We start from the raw sequence: 22,649 nt of genomic DNA, 5'->3' as shown, positions 1-22,649 counted from the left end.
ATGTATTCCGTCATTGCGAGATTACGGAGGGAAGCCCAGTCCGGGCTGACCGATACCCAAGGGGAGCTTGGCAGGCTGCTGTCGCTGTCCCCGTTGTCCGTCAAGCTGGACGAAGACCCTGCGCCGCTGGAGCGCGAGGAGCTCGGGGTCTTGCGGAGCGCCAATTTGCGACTGGAAGACGTCGGGAAAAAGGTAGCGGTGCTTCGCTGCAGCAACGACCAGTATCTTCTGTTGGGGGTGGTGGAATGATGTTTCCGGAAATGAGCGGGAGCGAAGAGCAGCTGTCAGGGCAAACGGAAGGCCCGATCCCCTGGACGTACAAGTTTGACTGGGAGACGCGGCAGCTCGTGCAAGGACCGGACGGCCGATATGTCCGCACGGCGTCGTATCCGGAGTTTCTCGAGGAGACGGCGAAGAAAATCCTGCACACGCGCCGCTTTCGCTACCCGATTTATTCGGAGCGGTACGGGGTCGACTTTTTGACCAACCTCGGCAGGCTGCGCTCCGGCATTCCCCTGGCGGTCGTCAAGGCCCAGGCGCAAGAAGCGTTGGAAGCGCACAGCGAAATCGAACGCGCCGAGGTGGTCGACATCAAGTTTGCGGGCAACAAAATCGTGTTTCAGGTAGAAATCGAAGGAGCGAGAGGCTCTACGAGATTGGAGGTGAGCGCATGGCAACGATAGACAAACCGGACATGCCCATTTTGCGAGAGACGCCGGATCAAATCTATCAGCGGATGGCAAACAGGATGGCGGCTCTCGCGCAGCAGCGCGGGGAGAACCCGCCTGCGACGGAGGAAGGCGAGATCTTTTACGACTTCGAGTACCCGATCGCCGCGGAGATCAGCGAACAGCAGCAGCTGCTGGAATACGGCTTTCTTCAGCGCTTTCTCCCGTGGGCAGACGGCGAGTTCCTGGACGCGAACGGCGTTTTCTTTGGCCTTCCCCGGAACGAAGGGGAGACGGATGACGCCTACCGGCAGCGGTTGATCGATCGCGCGCGAACAGAAGAAGGCGACGGTCGCCGTCAGGATTACGAGAGGTGGGCTCGGAACGTCGACGGAGTAGGCGGGGCGATCGCCATCGAGAAGGCGAGACACGATCTCTCCATCGACGTGTACATTACGGATATGAACGGGCAGCCCGCTTCGGCAGAACTGGCCGCTACTGTGCGTACCAAGCTGGAGGACAAACGCAAGGCCTTACACGACCTGAAGGTATTCCCGGCCAACATGTTCGCCGTGAACGTCGCCGTACGCCTCGTTTTGCGGGCGGATGCGGTGCTGGACAATGTGCAGGAGCAGATCGCGGCGCAAATCCAGACATACTTGAAAGGGCGTTCTCAGATCGTGTACCAGCAGATCGGGACGCTCTTTTTCGTGGACGGCGTAGAGGATTTCGCGGATTTCACCCTAAACGGCGAAGAAGCAAACCTGACCGTGCCGGCCGATGCGGTTTCCTCCCTGAGTCTGGTGGTGACTGTATGATTCCAGAGCGTTACCGAAAGATGCTTCCGCCTCAGTGGTATGAGAACAAAGTGGCGGACTATCATTTCGAGGGCACGACGGCTGCCATCGATGCGCACGCAGAAAAGCGCGCAGACCTGGAGCAGCAGCTCTTCCCTCTCTCGGCAACCTGGGGGCTGGACGTCTGGGATTGGATCTACTTCGGTAAAAAGCAGCTTTTCAGCATCGAGGAACGTCGAAAGAACATCCAGCAGAAGCACTGGGCGTACCTCGGGTTTACCCCCAGCGTACTGCGGGCGATCGGAATCAGTTCTTCTCGACTGAAAAACGTGCAGATGGTCGAGGACTTCGGTTCGAAAACGATTCAGTACATGTTCCCGGTCGAAGACACCTTTGACACGAAAAACGCGGTGCAGGCTGTGGAGCGGATCCGGCCAGTTCACTGCAACGGCGTCTCGTTCGAGCCGACCACACGGGAGACGATCGTGCTGCGGGACGTAATGGTCATCGGCATAAAGGAGTACCACACTGTCAGGGAGTTCCGGGTCGGCATGACCCCAATCAAACGATATGAGGAGCTGGTCAGATGATCGATAAAGCATATCTAGAGATCATCCGAGACGACCTGATCGCACGAGCCAAAAAAGGTAATATCCTGATCAATAATTCGGTGGCCGTGCCGGTTACAGCGGTCGCGATTTCTACGAATCTCGTAGTCGGCGTTGAGAACGCCATTGCGCTGCAGGTGACCGCGCCGCATGTAAACAGCGTCCCGGTGATCACAAGCGTGAAGCTGCTGACAGATACGGGCGCTGTCGTTGCTGAAAAGACGGTTTTTATTGAGACCAATGGTGCACAGTTCATAAATCTGACCTTTGCCATTGAAGTGAAAGGGGGGGAATAGATGAGCTACCAGGCAAAAACGGACTGGAAGATGGACGACCCGGTTACCGAAGTAGACATCAACCGGTGGGAGAAAGGTATCGCGGACGCCCATGCTCAGATCTCCGTCCTTACTGCGGACGTATCGAACCTGAAAACGCGGGTGAACACGCTGGAGGCCACATTGCCCGACGGGTTTACGAAGAATAATTTCAATGATGACCTGTCCACTCTGGATTCGATCAAAGTCATCCGGGGTTACTACAACGAGGCACAGAGTCGGCTGGAGGTGTAAGTCAACATGAGAAAATCTGTGACCGGCCTGATCATCGAGGCCGGATGGCTGGATCAGGCGAATGCAAGGCTGGTGATCAAGTGATGGCTGGGCTAAAGAGGAAACCTGCCGATAACGGCCATTTACGGAAGGGAGGAGCGAGATAATGGCGCCAGTAATAGGTACGGACGGACAAGGAAGGACAACATACACTTTTTCATATACAGGCTCTGTGCAAAACTGGGTTGTTCCTACCGGGGTAGGAAAAGTCAAGATTGAAGCATGGGGAGCTCAAGGAGGGGGTCCGGCTGGCGGCAAGGGAGGTTACGCTACAGGTGAGCTGACTTTTACTCCAGGACAAACAATAAGTGTTTACGTCGGTGGTAAAGGTAAAAGGCAATCGGGGCTGACATCAGGTTGGAACGGTGGGGGGGAAGCCAATAGTAGCGGCGGCGGTGCATCAGACATTCGAATTGGAGGAACAGCACTTTCAAATCGAATTATTGTCGCTGGCGGCGGTGGGGGGCAAGGTGGTTACGAAAGTAGTACGGGAGGGTCTGGTGGAGGTTTATCGGGATCTAACGGGCTAGGCAATGGTACTATCGGTGGAGGCGCTGGAGGGACGCAAGCTGCTGGTGGTGCAGGAGGGACTGGTGGAAGTTATTCTGGAGGAAGTGGAAGTTTAGGTCAAGGCGGAAGTAATACCAGTAATACCACTTTATACTACGGCGGTGGTGGCGGAGGGTACTACGGCGGTGGAGCAGGTGCATCATCACTTTCTTATAACGGAGGAGCAGGGGGCGGAGGATCTTCATTTATCGGAACTCTCAATAGCGGAGCAACGACTCCTGGAGTTAGAGAGGGAGACGGCCTAGTTGTAATCACGTCCCTAAACACCCCACCAACTCTTACACTCTCAACTCCTGCCGATAATCAGACATTGACGGTAGGCGACAACATCTCAATTCCGTTCACCGCAACAGATGTCGAAGGCGATTCGATGACGTTCGAAGCGGAAATATACAGCCCTGTTGACGCTAAGTGGATTTCTTTGGGTACGAATTTCACTCGCTCACCAATTGTTGCGCCTGTTCCTTCGATGCCGGACACAACGAGCGCGAAATACCGAGTCAGAGCAAAAGACGCATACGGAACGGGCGAATGGGCGGAGTCGTCACCCGTCATTACGATCCGGCAAAAAGACGGCCAAATTCTCGCGCCTGTAAACGTGGTATCGTCCGCGTATCTCGTTTCTCGCATGGCTCCTCCTGTTCGGTTGAGCAATGGGTGGTTTGTGGGGGCGGTTCGTGATACCGCATCGAATCCCGATAGATTTGTTTTTTACAGATCAATAGACAATGGAAGAGCGTGGACAGAATTTGCCAACATTCAAGCGGCATCTGCTGATGTAGGTGTACTCTCCATCGTTTCAAAAGGCAACTACGTATACTGGGCTTCGACTTATGGGGGTGTTACGGTTTATGCAGGAGCATTCGACGCAACCACGACCACAGGAAATGTGTTCGGAACAAACCGAGTTATTGCCGACAATGGTCAAAACAACCTAGGAACAGTCTCAGTTTCTATCACTCCAGACGGCACAAAACTTTGGTGGACAGCCAACACGAAAAACAGCACCTACCCGAACGGCTTCAACCTCCGCGTTGGCTCTATCCCGATTTTGCCGGACGGAACATTAGGAAATCCGAGTGCAGCGGAACAAGTCACTACTTTTAGTAATTCCACCTTCCCAAATTTTGCAGTCAGCCCTTCCATTGACTTTCTCAATGGGATTCCGGTTATAGCTATTTCTCAAGACAGACCTTTCCTTAATACAGGGCTGGAGACTGGAACAAACAAAGCAATCACTATCTTGAAAAGAGATAACACACTAACAACAGGAAATAGCTATCTTAATGCAAATTGGAGTTGGCAGTCTATTTACAAAGGCGGTTCTTACGACCAATCCTCACCTATGGTAATCCGCACGCCAAACGGCAAGCTGCACGTTGTATGGCATGGGACGGATTCAAGTGATACGGTAAATCCGTACATCCGTTACTCAAACGCAACGACCGGCGCAGACTGGCTCGCCACTCCGAAAAAGCTGGTCAAAGGTCAGAACGCAAGCATCACCAGTGACAAAAACGGAAAGCTGACGATCCACTACGAGGACGGCGGCAATATCAAGCGGATCGAGTCCACGGACGAATTCGCTTCATGGTCGGGTCCTTATACTGTCGCAGCAGGCACAGTCCCGGCATCCATGTACGATCCGACATTCCAGACAGAATTCACGATCCCCCCGACGTTCTTCCAGGATACCGGCGCGGTCAAATATTACGGGGCAATCAACGTCAACAAGAAGCCAGTCGTCACCGTCACGTCTCCGAATGACGGCCTGATCCTGACCGAGGGCGTGACATTCGACCTCCAAGGGTCGGCCACGGAAGAGGATGTCGGTGACGTTGTTTCGGTCTTCTACAAAGTGAACAGTGGTGCAGCACAGGCGGCAGCCTCCGGCGTTTCAAAAGGGAGCTCGACGCCTATTTCTTTTGACCAGACTCTCACGTACCGGAATAAGCGGATCTGGCTCGGCAGCACGGACATCACCGGCAGGGACTTATTGGAGAATACCGACCATACCCTCACTATCTGGGCGGAGGACAACAAGAGCGGAAAGAGCCCAGAGGTCACTCGCAAGTTCCGTGTCGTCTGGAACCGGCCACCGACCATCAGCGGCCAGGATGGCGATCTTGGCACATTTATGCAGCCGCCGACCGTGGATTACTCAGCGGTCGATCCCGAGGGTAACACGTTCACTTTCACGGAGTACCTGAACGGGAAGCAGATCCGATCGTTCGATGGAACGGCCGGTGAAAACTACGTGGTGCAGATCGATCATGACGCCTGGATCCGGCTGGACCTGAATGTGCAGCATGAGATCAGGATCCGAGCAACGGATAGCGCGGGCTCGTATTCAGAACGCGTTTACACCTTCACCCGAACAGAGACGCACATCGAGTTTGTATTGAACTTCGACAACCCGGACGTGCAAGCCCACTTCGTCCTGGATGGCATGCCACAGCGGGTGCTGGTGACGCTGGAGCGGTATATCCCGGAAGGCGCGACGATCGAGAGCGTGAAGGTATGCAACAATGCCCTGGACGCCTCCCCTACCTGGGAGGACGCGACAAACGCGGTGAAAACGAACCGCGGCTACTTGTTCACGAACACGACGAAGACAGCAACAAACTGGGCCATTAACATCTGGGTGGTCATCGCGAAGGGCTCCGCAACGGAGCGTGTGAAGTTGAACGGATTCGGGGGTGCATTCGATTGATGAAATTTCAGGACCGTACGCCGATCTCAGTGATTCGGGAGGAACAGCAAGAGTCCCCGGAGCAGAAAATCGCACGGCTGGAAAGGGAGCTGGCTGCGGAGAAGGAAGACAAGCTGAACATCATGGAAGCCACAGCCCAGGTCTATGAAGAGCTGCTCGCCCTCAAAGAACAGATCGGAGGAACCGCATAATGGCAACGATTTACTACAATCTGGTGATAGCCGGGCGCCGGACCATTGATCAGGTACCGGCCAATCTCCGGGAGGAAGTGCAGGCAAGGCTCGATATTCAAAACACGATGCTTTAATCTGGGAGTTTGGCTCGCGATCTAAAAAGAGTTGATGTCATGCAGCGACTATGTAGCACAAATTGTAGCAGTTCATCACGCCTTTGTTGGTGTACGGCTGGTTGGCAACCAGCGGTAAAAAGCGATGCGGAGGTACGCTGACTGGGGACAAGTAAGACATCTCTGTGAGTGTAAACGCCTTTTCTCGCAACATTTAGAAGTCCGGTGAAAAAGTCCGCGTAAGCAGGCCTTTATCACGGGTTTGTCGAATTTATATCGTAACACGATGATCGAAAGAGTGATTGAACATGAAAGCCTATAAGTCATCGGCTATCCAGCCTCAGATGTTCCAATTTGTGGATATGGATGAACTCGTACCGAAAAAGCACATCTTGCGCCAACTGAACGAAGCGCTTGATTTTTCCATCGTCCATGATTGGGTGGCGCCGCTGTATACGGAACGTACCGGACGCCCGGCGGCTGACCCGGAGCGGATGGTTCGACTCATGCTGCTTTCGTATTTGTTCAACCATTCCGAACGGGAATTGTATCAACTGTTGCCCATGCATGGGGGCTACTTGTGGTTTTGCGGACTGGATTTCGAATCCGTCTTGCGCCCGGATCCATCCAGGCCGTCCCTGCCGGATCGGACGACCTTGGTGAAGACCCGGAAATTGTGGCGAAAACACGGTATTTTCGACACGCTCATGAAACATGTCGTCGATCAGTGCATCGCCGCCGGACTGGTCCAACCCGATGTAGATGCGGGAGTCGACGGTTCCCAAGTACGCGCCAACGCTTCTATCCACAGCTTGAAAGAAATCACTCTGGCACCTGTGGAGTCGATTGAAGACTACCTGGCTCGCATGGCCCGGCAAGACGAGCAACCCGAAGGTGACGCCGCTGATTCCGATGATGACAGACGGCCGCCCGCACCGCCCACGCGAACAGAACGGCGTCTGGAAGACGAAGCGACACATGAAGATTTTCATGGCAAAAGGTTCTCGAACAAGACCTACCGCAGCGTGACGGACCCGGATGCTCGCTTGTACAAAAAGAGCAACGGTCAGGAAGCGCATTTGCGGTATTTGGTGCATCATGTGACGGATGTCAAATCCGGCGTCATTCTGTCTACGCAAGCGAGCATCGCGTCCGGAACGGCTGAACGCGAGACGAGCTTGCAACAGCTGGCCGCGATCCGTTTTGCCCATCCGCAAATCCGGATTCGCACGCTTTCTGCCGATAAAGCCTACGGTACGACAGATTATCTGCAAGCGCTGTTCGAGCAAGGGATTATTCCTCTGGTTTCGCTTCGCAACCTGGCACTGGAAGATGTACCGACTTGGAAACGCCAAACGAACGATCCGAAGAAACAACGCAAGCGTCTGGCCAAAATCCGAGAAATCCAAATCCGCAACAAAGCCAAACAAATTCAGCTCAAGGGTTCTTACCGTCATCTGCAAAAGTTACGGACGCGGTGCGAGCATGTGTTTGCCGAAAGCAAAGTCGCGCATGGCCTGGGTCGCGCGCGGAGCCGCGGCCTGGATTGCATGCAGGAGCAGGCACTGCTCACGGCAATCGTTCAAAATCTGAAAAAACTATGCCGGTTTAAGAAGAAACGACCCCAAACCGGTATTTCGGCATGTCCAAAACCGAAATCCGTGATGATGGAGGCGGTGTCGGACCTGCTCATTTCGGCGTTGGTTGGGTTGTTTTCCTCTTTTTTCATGCCGAAGAGACGGATACAACTGACTTAAATCACCGGACTTCTAGAAAGGCGTCCAATCTAAATGACACCAAGACTGACAACCAGCCTCGTTCCTAACGAGGCTTTTCATATTTACCCCAAGGGGGTGAGAAGGGAGATGAGCACATGAAATTTTGGCAAAGCGTAGAGCACGCGGTGACACCGGCGCACGGGTGGGCCGCGACCACGGGGGCGGTCGTCGCTCCCGTTTTTCATTACTTCTACGGAACCGGGCGCGCCGACATTCTGGTTGTCCTGTTGGTTTGCACGGCGCTGGATTGGGTCACGGGGATTCAGGCGGCCAAGAAGCAGGACAAGACCTACTCGTCCGAATACGGACTGAGCCGTCTGCCGCGCACGATGTTTTTCCTGGCCCTTCCCGCGCTTGCCAACCTGCTTGACCGCGTGATGGCGACGCCGGGGTTTCTTTTTTACGGAGTGACATTCGGGCTCATTTATCACACCTGGAACAGTTTGACGGCGAATGCGCATCGGGCGGGCTGGCCGGTGCCGAAAGCGATCGTCAATCTGGTCGAGACCGAGATCAAGGCCAAGACCGAACGGGCCATGAAGCAGAAAGAAGGGAAATGACTTTGCAGATTACGGAAATGCTCCTGACCAATCCAAACGCCAGACCGGGGACACGGATCACTCCCCGGGGACTGGTGATCCATTGGACGGCCAATGAAGGCAAGGGCGCCAATGCCATCGCCAACCGCAACTACTTCAACCGCCCGACCACGGTGGCCAGCGCGCACTACATCGTCTGCGACAAGCAGATCGTGCGCTGCCTGCCGGAAAATGAAATGGGGTACCACGTCGGAGCCCAGTCGTACAAGCCCGCTGCCCTGGAGCGGCTCAGTTCCTACCCGAACAACTGCACGATCGGCATCGAGATGTGCGTCAATGCAGACGGGGATTTCCGGGCGATGTACCGCAACACACTGGAGCTTGCGGCAGATATTCTCCATCGGTACGGGTGGGGGGTGGACAAGCTTTGGCGGCACTATGACATCACGGGAAAAAACTGCCCGGCCTTCTTCGCATCGGATGACTACGCGCAAAAGTACGTGGGACAAAACGCGGCGGAAGCGTGGGAACAGTTCAAAAAGGGTGTCCACAGCTTACTAACAGGTTATGCACAAAAATCACAGGTGGATGTGGATAACTGTGATATTCAGGTGACGCTGCCCGTAAAAGGCCGTCTGCGGGCGGGCGTTTCGTACCTGCCAGTCCGCGCAGTAGCGGAAGCGGCGGGGGGAAAAGTGGAGTGGGACGCCGGACCCAAGAAAGTGACGGTGAACGGAAAGGCGCTGCCTGTGACGATTGAAAACGGGACGGCATACAGCGCGACGAGAGAGCTGGCAGCCTTGCTGGATATGCAGGTGGAGTGGGAGCAGGAGAGCAGAACCGTCCGGCTGGTGAAAACAACGCCAAGTTCCGGATAAAAAATTTTGATTGAATAATATCCACAGCTTATTAAGGGAATACCCACAGAAACAACAGTCTTATGCACAGATTTCTCAACAATCTGTGGATAACTGGAGGGTCTATTCCCGGTTTGATTGGAAGGAAATTGTTCTATCAAGGAAAGCGAGATCAGCTATGTCGGGGAAGGGCTGTGCCGGTTAGAGGAGCAAGCAATGCCGCCAAGCAGCGCTGCAACGTGCGGCGGGAAGAGACGTGCGGAAATGATGAAGCCATTGCGAATGATATATGAGTTCGTCTGGCCCAGTTGGGCTGGTGTCACGAATATGGGGCTGTGAATACATTGGGTGGTAGCATTGCCGATTAGAGAGGAGAGCGTACGTCCCATGTATTATCCAGTCTATCCGAATTATGCGTATCGCACCAAATGCGAAGAAACGCCGGTGTCCTTCCCGCCCCAGCATCAGGATCGCCAGCCGGGCCTCGAATACCTTATGGTGCCGCAGCCGATCTCGGAAAATCCCTCGTACACAGGCGCGAACAAACTGCGGGGAAAAGTGGCGATTGTCACGGGAGGGGACAGCGGGATCGGCAGGGCGACGGCGATCGCGTTTGCCAAGGAAGGGGCGGATGTGGTCATCGTCTACTTGTATGAGCATGTGGATGCGGAAGCGACCCGGAGCCGGGTGGAGCAGTTGGGCCAAAGATGTCTGGCGCTTGCCTGCGATCTCCAGGATCCGCGCGCGTCGACGTATGTTGTGGAACAAACCCTCGCTCACTTTGGGAAAATCGACGTGCTCGTCAACAATTGCGGCGTCCAGTATCCACAGGACAGCATTTTGGACATTTCCAACGAGCAGCTCGAGCATACGTTTCGCACGAACATCTTCTCCTTCTTTTACATGACAAAGGCGGTGCTGCCGTGCTTTCGGCCGGGATGCACCATCATCAACACGGCTTCGGTCACGGCGTACCAAGGCGAAAAGACGCTAATTGATTACTCTTCGACCAAGGGCGCGATCGTCTCGTTTACCCGTTCGCTTTCTCTCAATCTGGTCGGGCAGGGAATCAGGGTGAATGCGGTGGCTCCTGGTCCGATCTGGACGCCGTTGATCGTATCCAGTTTCTCGGCGGAGCGGGTGTCGGAATTCGGGACGGAAACCCCGATGAAGAGGGCAGGGCAGCCGTTTGAACTGGCGCCTACATACGTCTATTTGGCGTCCGACGATTCCGGGTATGTGACCGGACAGGTGCTTCATGTAAACGGCGGTACGATGGTCGAGTCCTGAAAAATGACGACCGGGCCGCCTGCCTGGCCGTCATTCTTCGGAAACGAAGCAGTGAATATCCGCGCCGAGCACTCCGCGGCTGCCATCTTTGCCTGCGACGCGGATGGAGATGGTCACGCAAGGCTTCTTGGTAATCGCGGAGAGGTAGGGAGCGGAAATGTAGAAGCCATCCTGCAAGGCGCCGGTAAACCAGGGGCGCCTTTTGGCATTTACAATGCCTGCGGGAGGAAGCGAGTGCAGGAAATCGCCATCGGCGTTGTTGAGCCAGACCGCCTCCAGGGCGGCCGTTTTCTCGATCCATGTTTGAAACAATTCCTGCAGCTCTTCGGGCGTCGACTGCAAGAGGCCGTCCTGCGCGGCCCACGCTTCCATCGTCCCTTTCCATTGGGCAAACGTATCGATGGTGAACTGGGGATTGTCTACGATCTCCACGTGTTCGCTGCGCTGCTTGACCACGACGGAAAATTCGTCCGAAATATCCGTGAGATGCTTGCTCGCCTCGAGCAAATGTTTGACGATGCTGTTTTGGCCGGCGGAGATGGTTTGCACATCCGCTGCCAGCCGGGTGCTTTCTTTCGATTTGTTCAGGAGCTGGGTCAGCTGTCCGGCCATCTTTTGCACCGTCTCTACCTGTCCGAGGCAGGCCTCCTCGTTGGCGGAAATGATGCGCTCCAGCACGTCAAATCGTCCCTGCACCTGGCTCAGAAAGCGATGGCTATCCTCCAGCTTTTCCTTGTTTGACGCAATCAGCTGCTGGTTTTTGTCCAACACGGCGAGCACTTCCAGCGAGGCTTGCCGGATGTTGTGAAGGAGCAGGTCGATGTCGAGCAGGCTGCGCTTGCCGCTGTCTGCGAGCTCCTTGATGCTCCCGGCCGCGACGGCAAACGTCTGTCCGTTCGCCCCCGCATGCGACGCTTCGCTGGATGCGTCCATGGCCAGCATGCTGGTCTGCTCGACCATGTTTTTCAGCATGTTCCGAATCTCGGCGATGTGCTGCATCTGTTCGAGCAGATAATAGATCGCTTGAGAGGTGCGCTGCGTGCTGCCCGTCAGGCTGGCGAATGTCTCGCTGGTGTCGGTCAATGCCTGAGTCGCATGGCGCAAGTCCTCCTCCAAAGACGCATTGGTCTCGCGCATGATCTTGGCCTGGGCCGACGAATCCTCAGCCCGATGCCGCACGGACTGCAGGAAGTGATTCAGAGCCTCGACCCCGTCCACAGCTTCCGTCTGGTGGCGCAAGATCGTTTCGCTCATCGTCAGGACGTTGCCCGAGGCCTGCTCGATTCGCCCCGATTCGTTGAAAATCCGCTCGACAATCGACTCCAGCCGGTCCGTGGCGACCACGATATCATCCGTCATGAGCTGGCCATTCGTCGATTCATGGGCAGCCGGATTTCTGTACGCATTGACAATCTTCAGTAATAACCCCACGCGACTGATTCCTCCTCCATCTCATAACGTTATGTTTATGTTATTTAATCTTACATGAATAGCGGATATATTTACAACATTTGATTTTTTGAATAGAAAAAACGTGAACTTGTTGGTTATGTGTTAGTTTATATGACACAAACATCTCTTTCCCTCACCTCATGAGGCACCTGATCGAAAATGGCCCCGTACCGTTCGCTCCATTTGTACGTGCCAACCGGCCTGAACCACTGTGGCAGACAGAAGAAATACCTCATACATAAAGGTCAGCTCCCGGAAATAGAATGGTGGTAGAGTTTTGGAAACGTACTCCAGACTGTGGAGTGGACTACATACTGGAAATGGAGGGTTGTGGCGATGACGCTTTCCGATTTAACGGATCTTGCCCCTCTCATGAAGCTGGAACGGAGTGAAGTCATTCATTTGCTGTTAACATCGATTGCCATGGAAGAAATGAGCTTGTCTCAGCTCATGAATGCGGAGGGGGAAAAAATACAGCGGTTCCTGGAAAGAGAAGATGTCAGCCTCGAGGAATTCCTCCGTGTCAACCAGAGTGTCGAACGGATGCTCCGCAGCATTGTCAGCAAACAAATCCTTCTTCAGTTTCGATTGGATCATGTTTTGGAGCTGGAAAGCAACAGCGCAGGCAGGGAACCCGCTCCGTACAAAGAAATGGACAAAGTCGTCGAGAATGAGGACGTGGCTGAGTCCACAGAAGAAAATGACAACTGACAGGTCCGGGCTATATGGGGATGCAAGGGATTGGATCTGGCAGCGAGGGCGAAAAGCACCTCATGACGGATACAAGCGTTTGGCTGAGTCCGGACTTGCTGCGGAAAACGCTCTGACAGCGTTGACGTATTCTCTGTCACGCCAGATGCGTTTCGCACTGCTGTCGCCGGATAAGCAGCTGCTTGAAGAAAGGCTGACACAAATTCAAGCAGGGATCGAGATTGTAAATCAAGTAATGGATGCCATCCTTTTTAAACACTGGATCTCTCTTGTTCGAATACGGAGACTGCTGCCGTTTATACAGTCGAGAGTCAAGGATTGGGAATCGTTTGACATGGCCCGGCTGCTGTACGAAGCATGCCAACAGGCGCTGGCGGCAGCGGTCTCCCTGGGGGAGGGAGTCCTTTCTCTGGTTTCGCAAGCTGTCTCGTCCGAGCCGCTTAAGGAGGGAGTCGAGCAGCTGGGGGATAGCATGTTTCAGCAGCTCGATGAACTTTTCCGCATCCTGGAACAAAAGCGTAAGTTGTTGAGTATCCTGATGGCCGATACCGGATGGCAGCCGGACAAAGCGCATCAGGAGGAGCAAGAAGCCTTGCTCGCTGCGGTCAAAAAACTGGAGGGTTCACATGGTTATTTGAGCCCTGCTGCCAGGGGCTGGGTGAAGAGGGCCAGGGAAAGGATGGAAGGGATCGATAGGCAAGGGATTAGTCCGCGACTGGAAATACGGATCATTCCGCCTGCGCGCTCTCTGGCGAAGCCATGGCTAAACGACGGGGTATGGGGGCCGCGCAGCTTACGGCAGAATCGAATCAGCCGATCCAATGGAGTCGATGAATAAAGGGCAGAAAAATGAGTCGAAATATTTAAACAATAACTCCCCTGCGGTATAGTATAATATTTGCAAAAATAACATACGTGTACATGCGTAAGTGGGGACAGGTGCGGATGGATGAGCTGACAGCATTTTTGGATAAGCACGAGGAAAAAATGGTCCAGGCGTTTCGAGAGCAGATTGTCGTTTCCGATCACGATCAGTTCAAGGACGTGATCCCTTTAAATGGACAAGCTCTGTACCGGATGGTGATCGGGTACTTTCGGGCACAGGTGACGCACGAAGACATCAGACAGCTGGCCTATAAAGTCGCGAGCGAACGCAATCAGGCCGACAGCAACATCGGCGATTTCGTCTACAATGTCTGCCTGGGCCGCCGCCTGATTCTGGACTTGCTGCAAACCGGGTCCTTTGAACCGTCTACTCTCGTTCCGGCGATCATCAAGATCAATGAATGCTTCGACGTTTTTCTGGTTCACGCCGTATCCAAATATACGGATCTGAAAAACAACGATCTGGCCGAAAAGGAACTGTTTATCGAGCGGTCCCACAAGGATCGGTTGACCATTTTGGGCCAGATGGCATCGAGTTTCGTACACGAGTTTCGGAATCCGCTGACCTCCATTATCGGCTTTTCCAAGCTGCTGACGGAGGATTATCCCAACCTCCCGTATGTCGATATTATCATGAATGAACTGCATCAATTGAACTTCCGAGTCTCGCAATTTTTGCTGGTCTCCAAAAAGGGGGCCATTCAAAGAAACATAGAAGTTTTTAACCTTCAGCAGCTGTTTGAAGAAATCCTTTCCTTCCTCTATCCGAACATCGTCGACGTCAATGCTGACATCCAGTGCAGCATCAATCCCGCCAGCGAAGTCACCGGTTACCGGGATGAAATCAAGCAGGTGCTCATCAACATTCTTTCCAACGCCCTGGATGCCCTGCAGCGCAAAGCGGGCCACAAACAGATCACGATTGATGTAGTTCAGGCGGAGGATACGACCCAGATCTCCATTTCGAACAACGGAGGGCGCATCCCCGAGGATCTGCTGCCTGTCATCTTTGAGCCCTTTTTCACAACCAAGGAGCTGGGGACAGGCATTGGGCTGTACGTCTGCAAAGAAATCATCGAAAGGCATGCAGGTACGCTTACGTGCGAATCTTCGGACGAGAACACTACGTTTACCATGGAGTTCAGCCCGGGACTGGGGCGTACTCACGAAAATAAGGGGCTTTCTCCCATACCGTGAAAACGGTGGGGGAAAGCCCCTTTTTGCTTCCCGTCAACCTATTGCAGACGTTCCTTGCGAACGCGCCCCATATTGCTCCATGCCTTCTCGAGCCATCTGACCAGACGGACGAGCAGAACGGAGAAGAGGGCACTGCATGCAAAGATGGCTGCCAGGTAAATCAGCGAGTACCAGGTGTTTTGGAAAATCCATGACACTTCTCCGAACCACCCGTAGAGCACATCCTTGAACAGGATGAGAAACGCGGAGTGGAACAGGAAGATGAAGTAGGTCAGGCCTTTGCGGAACTTGATGTTCACATGGTCGACCAGCTCCAGGAAAAACACCATGAGCACCAGGAAGGACAGCAGCGTGGCGAAGACAAATGTCAGATGAACCGCCACGTAAAGCTTGCTCGAAACGACAAAAAAGATCGCAGCCGCAGTGGAGACGCCTGTCACAAGCATCAGGATGGAGCGGTTGTTGCGCAAAAAGGAGAGAATCCACTCCCGATACCAGTAAATCAGGTGCCCCATGTACAGGGTGAAAATCCAGGTCGGCAGCACATGCCGGGTCGTCAATCCCAGCCAGCCTTGGTGAATGTAATGGATGTACACGTACTGCACCGCCAGCAATATCCAGATCACAAAAAGAATATTGCGCTTGGTGATGACATTCCGAAGCAGATAAGCCACCACGTAGTACTGGCAAATCATGAACACGAAGTACAGATGGTCACCCGTTTTGCCGAGCACGATGTTGGCAAAGTCCCGCAGCGTGTGGGGCATCACGTTGTTCAGCAGGTAATGGTAGAGAACCCCTGAAACCAGATACGGGATGACGATGTAGATGAGCTTGCCGGTAAAAAACTCGCGGAAGCTCGGTTGCTTTTTATCAAACGAATAGGCGGTCAGGTAACCGGTCGCGATCGTCAGCAGCACCGTACCGTATCGGCTGATCTGGTTTAAGGCGACAATCCAGAAAGGATCGTTGAAATACATCGCAGAAGCGGTGAAGTGACCGACTACGACGAGAAAGCTGGAAAACAGTTGGATGTAGAAAAGAGACTTCAACATTTTCGTGTCAGTATACATAGCATTCTCCATTTATGTTTTGTCGACTTGCGATCGTACGCAAACAATAAACTGCGAATGGCCGATTGTCCCTGCGGAATGGTCTCCATCATATGAAATGTTTCTTAGAATTATATTTGATTGGGGGATTCACTTGGCATGTAAACATTAGACGGATTGCCTGTACATGGAAGTTGCAAAAAAGGGCAAAAGAAAAAAGCCACACCCTCGTGTGACTTTGCTTCGCTAACCGTTTTGCCGTTTGAGCCGTTCCATTTCTTCGCTGACCACGAACGCCAAATCGTCGTTTCCATAGAGGGACAGGACGCCGAGCAGGGTCTCGTCAGGGATGTCTTCGGATTCCTCTTTGGGGACGGTATTTTCCACCATCTGGATCAGCAAGGGGTTGGTGCCTTGGTCCGGATAGGCACGGCGATAGAGCTCGTGCGGGTCCAGTCCATGGTTGACACACCATTGGGCGAATACGAGAATCATCATGCCCTCGTCGCGCTGGTATGCCTGAATCACTTGGTCTTCCATCTCTTTTCGCATCATGGGCAAAACTCCTCTCCCTATCGGACGGTCATGTGTTTATTGTAGGGAAGAGAAGGAGCGCTCGCAAGAAAAAAAGAGTAGTTATGCTTTTAGGAATGGCGTTTGCTGTGGTTGGTCAAAACCGGCAGGACTTTCGTTTCTTTCACCATCGGGGAGTGACAAAAGGGGCAGTTCGGGCTATTGTCAAAGGAAAAGTTATCTCTCATCCAGCACGTACAGCTGTCGCTTGTGCACATCCATACATCTGTTTCCTCTTCTTCGACCGGAACCACTGCTTTTTTAGAGAAATACACATGAACTCCTCCTTTGCGGGGCATGGTGCGGACCTTAACCTCTATTAATGTGTGATGGAACGGCCATGAATATACCAAGATTTTCTGATCGTCCTATGCGGGAATCGATAACGAAAAATCATGGCGCGTTGGGGAATAACACGGAGTTTTCAGTGAATTTCAGCCGAATGCGCAGGGAAAACAAAAAAACAGGCAGCGGTTGCTTGGCCGCTGCCTGTTGCTTATGATGGGAGGAGGATGCGGACCGCACCTTGGACTAGCGGCGGGAGAATCCTTCTTCTTTCAGGTAGTTTTCAGCCTCGACGTACGATTCGAAGGAAGCTTCGAGGTTCAGCCCGTGATAGACGTTCCACAGCGAATCCTCCTGCTCGAGCAGCAAGGTCACGTTTTTCTTGTCCACCCACGTTTCCTTTTGCGGCTCGGCCGAGACTTTCTCCTGGGGAGCGGTCTCGCGTTTGTGGGAAAGCATGTCGATGGATGCCGCGATGATGGTGCGCAGCTCTTCCGCCGAAAATTCGCGGATGTTGACGAATCCTTTGTCGTCCTTGCGATATCCTTTTAGATACGCGCCGTAAACGAAACCGTTGCCATTGGGGTGAAGGTGGTACACGACCGTCTTCTTTTCGTGCACGCTGCCTTCGAAATGGAAGTTCACCCGCCCCAGGGAGACGTCGTTGCGCGTCAACTCCGGGAAAGATTCGATAATGGCCAGTTTTTCTTCAAACGTAAGCATGAATTCCTCCGATGAGATGGATTTGTTTGTCGATTATATCACAGGTGAGACAAGGAAAGAAAAACAACGCGCAGAGCAGAAAGGGGATCTACGGACATGAACGGGAAAAACCGCAAAGACATCGCGCCCGGGCTGACGGTCGATATTGTATTGAAGCAGGATCAGCGTACGGGCAAGCGGACGCGCGGCATCGTGAAGGACATTTTGACCAATTCTGCCACACACCCGCACGGAATCAAGGTGCGGCTGACGGATGGGCAAGTGGGCCGCGTGCAGGAAATTATCGGAAAGGGCGAATAGCCGCCAACGAAAAAACGGGCACGGCCATGCTGGATGGCCCGCCCGTTTTTTCATTTATTCGTGCGTCCGATAGAAGTCGTGGATCGGAGCAAACACGTCCTCCGCGGATGTGCGAACCACGACGAACGGCTCGAGATTGCTGAGGCCGTGCAGGCAGCGGTTGTGATGCGCGATGATGCTCTCGGCCGGCATCACGCTGCTGTCGTTCGTAGAATGGCCGTCCCCGACAAGCGTGACATCATAACCGAGGGTCGTCGCTCTCCGGCAGGCGCTGTCGATGCAGTATTCCGTTTTGCAGCCGGCGATGACGAGGTGATCGATGCCAATCTCCTGCAGTCGTTCGTGCAGGTCCGTACCGTGAAACGCATCCGTCGCTTTCTTCCGGAAGACCGGCTCGTGAGGAGCGGGAGCGATAGAAGGATGAATGGCAAAGGCCGGGTCTCCTTCGGGAGCGACATCCAGATCCTGCACGTACAAAACCGGAATGTTTCTGCTGCGGGCCTGGGTAACCAAAGAATGAATGGTTTGCAGTAATGCTTCTTTTTGATAAACCGGATCATGGGACATTCCCTCGATGATTCCTGTCTGAGCGTCGATCACGAGCAAGGCTGTCTTGCGATTCATGTACGTCCTCCTTGGCGGGGGAGGCTAGCTGGTCAGCTCCCCCTTTTTTTCCATGTTCACAACCGTCCATCTATGAGAATTCCGAAGTTTTTTTGTGTTCATCTACGCCAACCCCTTTCTCCATGCAAGGTGCAGGGATGCTTCGTTAAACAGCAGCCTGTAGTCGTAGTGTACCATGATTGCCTGGTACTTTTATACAAAAAAAGAGGGCCTCGTTCCCGCTGCATCCGGCGGGGAAGTGAGGCCCTTCTTCTATGCGGTTTACGACTCCAGCTTTTTCTTTGGCACAAATTGAAAAATCTCGTGCGATTCAAAAGTGTCGATCAGGCGGGACAGCCAATGGTAGTACTCCAATCCATTTTCGATCCGCTCGATACTGAGATCGACCCGTTCTCTATCTTGTTCCGTGATATCTTCCGTTTCTCGGAGGGCGCGGAGCTCCAGCAGCGACTTCTTCAAGCTCACGACGTTTTGCTCGCAGGCATGCCGCCACTTGACAGAAAAGAGATCAATGAAGTTCTGGTACCAGTCCAGATTGACCTCGTAGTGATCTTTTCGCGTCCCCTTTTTCCATATCTTCTCTACCATATTTAAGTCCATCAACGTGCGAACGCCGGTACTCATGCTGGTCTTGCTCATCCCCAGCGCTTCTCCCATTTCATCGAGCGTCATTGACTTGTCCTGAAACAGCAACGTGCCGTACAACAGCCCAGTGGACATGGTAATGCCGTATAAATCCATGTTGCGGGCAAGGGTCTCGATCACGCGTTCCTGAGCTTTTTCCAGGATTCGTTCCTGTGTGGTATCCATTTTGAAAAAAGCAGCTCCTCTAGTCTTTCATATTACCTGACTAAGATTGTACGTTTCCGGCCGGGAAAAGTAAATGAAGATATCGTACAGTATATACGAGGTATTCTGCGAATACGGTAAGAAAAGTACGTAAAGTTTTTTCTGAACGCTCGAAACGCCCGATTATCGAGTCTCAGCCAATTTGAGGGAAAAATCCAGCACCGATACAATGAGAAGGGTAATCATCGTCCGGAATCGGGTAGAAAGTTGGAGGTGACCATATGCCCAAAATCAAAGTAGAAAACTTGACGAAAATCTTCGGACGCCAGCCGCATCGCGCGCTGCCTTTCGTCAAACAGGGGAAGACCAAGTCGGAAATCTTAAAGGAAACCGGTCTGACTCTGGGTGTGAACCAGGCGAGCTTTGAGGTACACGCCGGCGAGATCTTTGTCATCATGGGGCTGTCGGGGAGCGGGAAATCCACGCTGGTCCGGCTCTTGAACCGATTGATCGAGCCGACGGAGGGCAGAATCCTCATTGACGGTACGGATATCGTCAGCATGAATGCGGAACAGCTGCAGCAGGTCAGACGGAAGAAGCTGGGGATGGTGTTTCAGAAATTCGCCCTGTTCCCGCACAGAACCGTCCTGGAGAATGCAGCGTATGGCTTGGAAATTCAAAATATACCGAAAAGCGAGCGCGAGCAGAAGGCGAAGGAATCGCTGGCGCTCGTCGGTCTCGCTGGCTGGGAGCAAAGCTATCCCGATCAGCTCAGCGGCGGAATGCAGCAGCGTGTCGGCCTGGCCCGCGCGCTGGCCAACGATCCCGATGTGCTGCTGATGGACGAAGCGTTCAGCGCGCTCGATCCGCTCATCCGCAAAGACATGCAGGATGAGCTGCTGGAATTGCAGAGCTCCATGCAGCGAACCATCATTTTTATTACGCATGATCTGGACGAAGCGCTGAAGATCGGCGATCGGATCGCCTTGATGAAGGACGGGGCGATCGTGCAGATCGGCACCCCGGAAGAAATCATGACCAATCCGGCCAACGAGTACGTAGAGAGATTCGTAGAGGACGTAGACCGCTCGAAGGTCTTGTCGGCGGAGCACGTCATGAAGCGGGCGGAGACGATCACACTGGACAAAGGGCCGCGTGTCGCCCTGCAAATGATGCGGGATCGCGGCGTCTCCAGCCTGTACGTCGTCGACAAGAAAAAGACGCTGCTCGGCGTACTGACCGCCGATGCCGTCAATGACGCCAAACTGGCGGGCAAAGCTTTGGAAGATGTACTGCGCACAGAAGTACCGAAAGTCGGCCCGCAGACGCTCTTGAACGAGCTGTTCGACCTCGTGGCGTTTTCCGACATTCCGGTTGCCGTCACAGGCGAGCATGACCGCTTGCTGGGCGTGATCGTCAAAGGCGCCGTGCTGGGCGGACTTGCAGGCAAGGTCAAGCCGGATAGCACCGTGCCGGCTGATGAGGAAGGGCAGGTGAACGCGCAATGAGTCAACTGTTTCCGAAGCTGCCTTTGGATGAGTGGATTGAAGCCATTGTAGACGGACTGGATAAACATTTGGGGATTGTCTTTGACGTGATTTCCGCGGTCATCGGCGGGATTGTCGACTTGTTTCATGCGATCCTGACCGGATTGCCGTTTTGGGTGGTCATCATACTGATCGCGCTGCTGGCGTTTCGCGCTGGCAAGTGGACGATGGCCTTGTTTACCTTCATCGGTTTGCTCCTGATCCAAAATCTCGGTTATTGGGAGCATTCCATGGAGACTCTTTCGCTGGTGCTCGCGGCGGCCTTGATTTCCGTAGTCGTCGGGATTCCGGTCGGGATCTGGTGCGCCAAGAACGACTCGGTCCAAAAGGTCGTCACGCCGCTGCTTGATTTCATGCAGACGATGCCGGCGTTCGTCTATTTGATTCCCGCCATCTTTTTCTTTGGACTGGGGAAGGTGCCAGGGGTCATCGCATCCGTCATTTTCGCGATGCCACCGACCATCCGCCTGACCAACTTGGGGATTCGCCAGGTCCCTGCCGATTTGACCGAGGCTTCCGATGCTTTCGGATCCACCTACTGGCAAAAGCTGACGAAGGTACAGCTCCCGATCGCCAAAACTACGATGATGGCAGGGGTCAACCAGAGTATCATGCTGGCCTTGTCCATGGTAGTGATCGCGTCCATGATCGGGGCCAAGGGCCTGGGGGCGGACGTCTATCGCGCCGTCACGCAAATCAATATCGGCCAAGGCTTCGAGGCAGGTCTCGCGATCGTCATCATGGCGATTCTGCTGGACCGCATCACGCAAGGGGTAGGAAAGAGAAAAAAAGCGTAGGAGGGGTTTTCATGAAAAAACGAACCATGTTCAAAGGACTCGCAGTCGCATTGGGACTCAGCATGCTGATGGCAGGGTGCTCGAGCAGCGGGCCGCAGGACAATCAGCCGTCCAACGGCAATACCGAGGTAGCCGGTGGCAATGTAGGTGAGCAGGTAGACCACAAAATCATCGGAATCGACCCTGGTGCCGGATTGATGAAGGCCGCCGAGAACGCAATGAAGGAATACGGCCTGGACGACTGGGAGCTGGTGGAAGGCTCCAGCGCGGCGATGACGGCAGCTTTGACGCAAGCCTATAAAGAAAAGAAGCCGATCATCGTCACAGGCTGGACGCCGCACTGGATGTTCTCGAAGTTTGAAATGAAGTACCTGGACGATCCGAAAGGCGTATTCGGCAAGGATGAACAGATCCACACGATCGTCCGCAAAGGCTTGAAAGAGGACCAGCCGAGCGCGTACGCTTTTCTCGACAAGTTCGAGTGGAAGGCGTCTGACATGGAAAAAGTCATGCTGGACATCGCCGACGGCAAAAAGCCTGAGGAGGCTGCTGCCGACTGGGTGAAAAACAACGAGGATACCGTAAACAAATGGGTAGAAGGCATTCAGCCCGCTCCAGGCAAAAAGCTGACGCTGGCTTATGTCGCCTGGGATTCGGAAATTGCCAGCACGAATGTAGTCAAAACCGTCCTGGAGCAAAAGCTGCAGTATCAGGTAGAGCTGAGCCAGGTGGAGGCAGGTCCGATGTGGATCGGCGTCTCCAACGGGGATGTGGACGGTATGGTAGCGGCATGGCTGCCTACGACCCATGCGGATTACTATAAAAAACTCGGCTCCACCGTCGAGGATCTCGGACCAAACCTGGACGGCACCAAGCTGGGTCTGGCAGTTCCGACCTATATGAACATCAACTCGATTGAAGACCTCAAGAAGTAAACGGCTTTATTGCATGACTCCCACCTCTAATTCAACAGCCCTGGCTTGATCATCCATCAGGCCAG

The 22,649-nt window shown here is 53.8% G+C and carries 28 protein-coding genes and 1 pseudogene; 21 read left to right on the top strand and 8 right to left on the bottom strand.

All coding sequences use genetic code 11. From position 1 onward, the window contains the following. From RGB73_RS26875 to RGB73_RS30700, 7 genes and pseudogenes are all read left to right on the top strand, one after another. On the top strand, positions 1–249 hold the full coding sequence (locus RGB73_RS26875) for a hypothetical protein (protein ID WP_310766205.1): 249 nt from the start codon (positions 1–3) through the stop codon (positions 247–249). Then, complete coding sequence (locus RGB73_RS26870) at positions 249–683, top strand: DUF2634 domain-containing protein (RefSeq protein WP_310774561.1); 435 nt, start codon at positions 249–251, stop codon at positions 681–683. The genes RGB73_RS26875 and RGB73_RS26870 overlap by 1 nt, the downstream gene beginning before the upstream one ends. Beyond that, on the top strand, positions 671–1,486 hold the full coding sequence (locus RGB73_RS26865) for a baseplate J/gp47 family protein (protein ID WP_310766204.1): 816 nt from the start codon (positions 671–673) through the stop codon (positions 1,484–1,486). The genes RGB73_RS26870 and RGB73_RS26865 overlap by 13 nt, the downstream gene beginning before the upstream one ends. Then, on the top strand, positions 1,483–2,055 hold the full coding sequence (locus RGB73_RS26860; protein ID WP_310766203.1) for a hypothetical protein: 573 nt from the start codon (positions 1,483–1,485) through the stop codon (positions 2,053–2,055). The genes RGB73_RS26865 and RGB73_RS26860 overlap by 4 nt, the downstream gene beginning before the upstream one ends. Then, a complete protein-coding gene (locus RGB73_RS26855; protein WP_310766202.1) occupies positions 2,052–2,369 on the top strand; it encodes a hypothetical protein in 318 nt (105 codons plus the stop codon). The genes RGB73_RS26860 and RGB73_RS26855 overlap by 4 nt, the downstream gene beginning before the upstream one ends. Beyond that, positions 2,370–2,642 (top strand): hypothetical protein, encoded by a 273-nt coding sequence (locus RGB73_RS26850; protein ID WP_310766201.1) that lies wholly within the window; start codon positions 2,370–2,372, stop codon positions 2,640–2,642. A 145-nt stretch (positions 2,643–2,787) separates the two neighbouring features. After that, positions 2,788–3,393, top strand: a pseudogene (locus RGB73_RS30700) (glycine-rich protein); the annotation flags it as partial. A 161-nt stretch (positions 3,394–3,554) separates the two neighbouring features. On the opposite strand, the gene RGB73_RS26840 reads toward RGB73_RS30700, so the two are convergent. Beyond that, positions 3,555–3,881, bottom strand: coding sequence for a hypothetical protein (locus tag RGB73_RS26840; protein ID WP_310766199.1), 327 nt, complete (start codon positions 3,879–3,881; stop codon positions 3,555–3,557). 715 nt (positions 3,882–4,596) lie between these two features. On the opposite strand from RGB73_RS26840, the gene RGB73_RS26835 reads away from it, so the two are divergent. The 7 genes from RGB73_RS26835 to RGB73_RS26805 all read left to right on the top strand — a co-directional run bounded on the left by RGB73_RS26835 (position 4,597) and on the right by RGB73_RS26805 (position 10,714). Then, positions 4,597–5,964: an Ig-like domain-containing protein gene (locus RGB73_RS26835; protein ID WP_310766198.1), complete on the top strand. Its 1,368-nt coding sequence runs from the start codon at positions 4,597–4,599 to the stop codon at positions 5,962–5,964. Then, the gene (locus RGB73_RS26830) at positions 5,961–6,155 is read left to right on the top strand and encodes a hypothetical protein (RefSeq protein WP_310766197.1); all 195 of its coding nucleotides are present in this window, start codon (positions 5,961–5,963) and stop codon (positions 6,153–6,155) included. Before RGB73_RS26835 ends, RGB73_RS26830 begins: the two co-directional genes overlap by 4 nt. Beyond that, positions 6,155–6,271: a CD1375 family protein gene (locus RGB73_RS26825; protein WP_310766196.1), complete on the top strand. Its 117-nt coding sequence runs from the start codon at positions 6,155–6,157 to the stop codon at positions 6,269–6,271. The genes RGB73_RS26830 and RGB73_RS26825 overlap by 1 nt, the downstream gene beginning before the upstream one ends. A gap of 287 nt (positions 6,272–6,558) precedes the next feature. Beyond that, positions 6,559–8,007, top strand: coding sequence for a transposase (locus RGB73_RS26820; RefSeq protein ID WP_310764996.1), 1,449 nt, complete (start codon positions 6,559–6,561; stop codon positions 8,005–8,007). Positions 8,008–8,123: 116 nt separating this feature from the next. Continuing rightward, a complete protein-coding gene (locus tag RGB73_RS26815) occupies positions 8,124–8,588 on the top strand; it encodes a phage holin family protein (RefSeq protein ID WP_310766195.1) in 465 nt (154 codons plus the stop codon). Next, positions 8,585–9,445 (top strand): N-acetylmuramoyl-L-alanine amidase, encoded by an 861-nt coding sequence (locus RGB73_RS26810; RefSeq protein ID WP_310766194.1) that lies wholly within the window; start codon positions 8,585–8,587, stop codon positions 9,443–9,445. Before RGB73_RS26815 ends, RGB73_RS26810 begins: the two co-directional genes overlap by 4 nt. A gap of 366 nt (positions 9,446–9,811) precedes the next feature. After that, entirely contained in the window at positions 9,812–10,714 is a 903-nt protein-coding gene (locus tag RGB73_RS26805) for an SDR family oxidoreductase (protein ID WP_310766193.1), read from the top strand. Positions 10,715–10,744: 30 nt separating this feature from the next. On the opposite strand, the gene RGB73_RS26800 is transcribed toward RGB73_RS26805, so the two are convergent. After that, a complete protein-coding gene (locus RGB73_RS26800) occupies positions 10,745–12,145 on the bottom strand; it encodes a methyl-accepting chemotaxis protein (RefSeq protein ID WP_310766192.1) in 1,401 nt (466 codons plus the stop codon). Between the two features lie 357 nt (positions 12,146–12,502). On the opposite strand from RGB73_RS26800, the gene RGB73_RS26795 reads away from it, so the two are divergent. The 3 genes from RGB73_RS26795 (at position 12,503) to RGB73_RS26785 (ending at position 14,959) form a co-directional block, all read left to right on the top strand. Then, the gene (locus RGB73_RS26795; RefSeq protein ID WP_310766191.1) at positions 12,503–12,877 is read left to right on the top strand and encodes an alpha-helical endospore appendage domain-containing protein; all 375 of its coding nucleotides are present in this window, start codon (positions 12,503–12,505) and stop codon (positions 12,875–12,877) included. Between the two features lie 79 nt (positions 12,878–12,956). Next, on the top strand, positions 12,957–13,715 hold the full coding sequence (locus RGB73_RS26790; protein WP_310766190.1) for a hypothetical protein: 759 nt from the start codon (positions 12,957–12,959) through the stop codon (positions 13,713–13,715). Between the two features lie 107 nt (positions 13,716–13,822). Then, positions 13,823–14,959 (top strand): histidine kinase N-terminal domain-containing protein, encoded by a 1,137-nt coding sequence (locus RGB73_RS26785; protein ID WP_310766189.1) that lies wholly within the window; start codon positions 13,823–13,825, stop codon positions 14,957–14,959. A 38-nt stretch (positions 14,960–14,997) separates the two neighbouring features. On the opposite strand, the gene RGB73_RS26780 is transcribed toward RGB73_RS26785, so the two are convergent. The 4 genes from RGB73_RS26780 to RGB73_RS26765 all read right to left on the bottom strand — a co-directional run bounded on the left by RGB73_RS26780 (position 14,998) and on the right by RGB73_RS26765 (position 17,592). Beyond that, positions 14,998–16,032: an acyltransferase family protein gene (locus RGB73_RS26780; protein ID WP_310766188.1), complete on the bottom strand. Its 1,035-nt coding sequence runs from the start codon at positions 16,030–16,032 to the stop codon at positions 14,998–15,000. Between the two features lie 225 nt (positions 16,033–16,257). Next, positions 16,258–16,566, bottom strand: a complete 309-nt coding sequence (locus RGB73_RS26775) for a hypothetical protein (RefSeq protein ID WP_310766187.1) — start codon at positions 16,564–16,566, stop codon at positions 16,258–16,260. Between the two features lie 89 nt (positions 16,567–16,655). Continuing rightward, positions 16,656–16,802 (bottom strand): cold-inducible protein YdjO-related protein, encoded by a 147-nt coding sequence (locus RGB73_RS26770; protein ID WP_396136239.1) that lies wholly within the window; start codon positions 16,800–16,802, stop codon positions 16,656–16,658. A gap of 313 nt (positions 16,803–17,115) precedes the next feature. Then, a complete protein-coding gene (locus RGB73_RS26765) occupies positions 17,116–17,592 on the bottom strand; it encodes a hypothetical protein (protein ID WP_310766185.1) in 477 nt (158 codons plus the stop codon). A 96-nt stretch (positions 17,593–17,688) separates the two neighbouring features. Here RGB73_RS26765 and RGB73_RS26760 point away from each other — a divergent pair, with 96 nt between their 5' ends. Beyond that, entirely contained in the window at positions 17,689–17,892 is a 204-nt protein-coding gene (locus RGB73_RS26760; protein ID WP_310766184.1) for a YwbE family protein, read from the top strand. Between the two features lie 54 nt (positions 17,893–17,946). Here RGB73_RS26760 and RGB73_RS26755 read toward each other — a convergent pair whose 3' ends face one another. Next, complete coding sequence (locus RGB73_RS26755) at positions 17,947–18,516, bottom strand: cysteine hydrolase family protein (protein ID WP_310766183.1); 570 nt, start codon at positions 18,514–18,516, stop codon at positions 17,947–17,949. Positions 18,517–18,777: 261 nt separating this feature from the next. Further along, entirely contained in the window at positions 18,778–19,326 is a 549-nt protein-coding gene (locus RGB73_RS26750; RefSeq protein ID WP_310766182.1) for a GbsR/MarR family transcriptional regulator, read from the bottom strand. Positions 19,327–19,586: 260 nt separating this feature from the next. On the opposite strand from RGB73_RS26750, the gene RGB73_RS26745 reads away from it, so the two are divergent. Genes RGB73_RS26745 through RGB73_RS26735 form a run of 3 tightly spaced genes read left to right on the top strand, consistent with a single transcriptional unit; the run spans position 19,587 to position 22,584 of the window. Next, positions 19,587–20,813, top strand: coding sequence for a quaternary amine ABC transporter ATP-binding protein (locus RGB73_RS26745; RefSeq protein WP_310766181.1), 1,227 nt, complete (start codon positions 19,587–19,589; stop codon positions 20,811–20,813). Further along, the gene (locus RGB73_RS26740; protein WP_310766180.1) at positions 20,810–21,649 is read left to right on the top strand and encodes an ABC transporter permease; all 840 of its coding nucleotides are present in this window, start codon (positions 20,810–20,812) and stop codon (positions 21,647–21,649) included. Before RGB73_RS26745 ends, RGB73_RS26740 begins: the two co-directional genes overlap by 4 nt. Before the next feature lie 11 nt (positions 21,650–21,660). Continuing rightward, positions 21,661–22,584: a glycine betaine ABC transporter substrate-binding protein gene (locus RGB73_RS26735; protein ID WP_310766179.1), complete on the top strand. Its 924-nt coding sequence runs from the start codon at positions 21,661–21,663 to the stop codon at positions 22,582–22,584. Positions 22,585–22,649 lie beyond the last annotated feature (65 nt).

The organism is Brevibacillus brevis (assembly GCF_031583145.1).
Lineage (GTDB): Bacteria > Bacillota > Bacilli > Brevibacillales > Brevibacillaceae > Brevibacillus > Brevibacillus brevis_E.
This window is presented reverse-complemented; position numbering and strand designations above follow the sequence as displayed.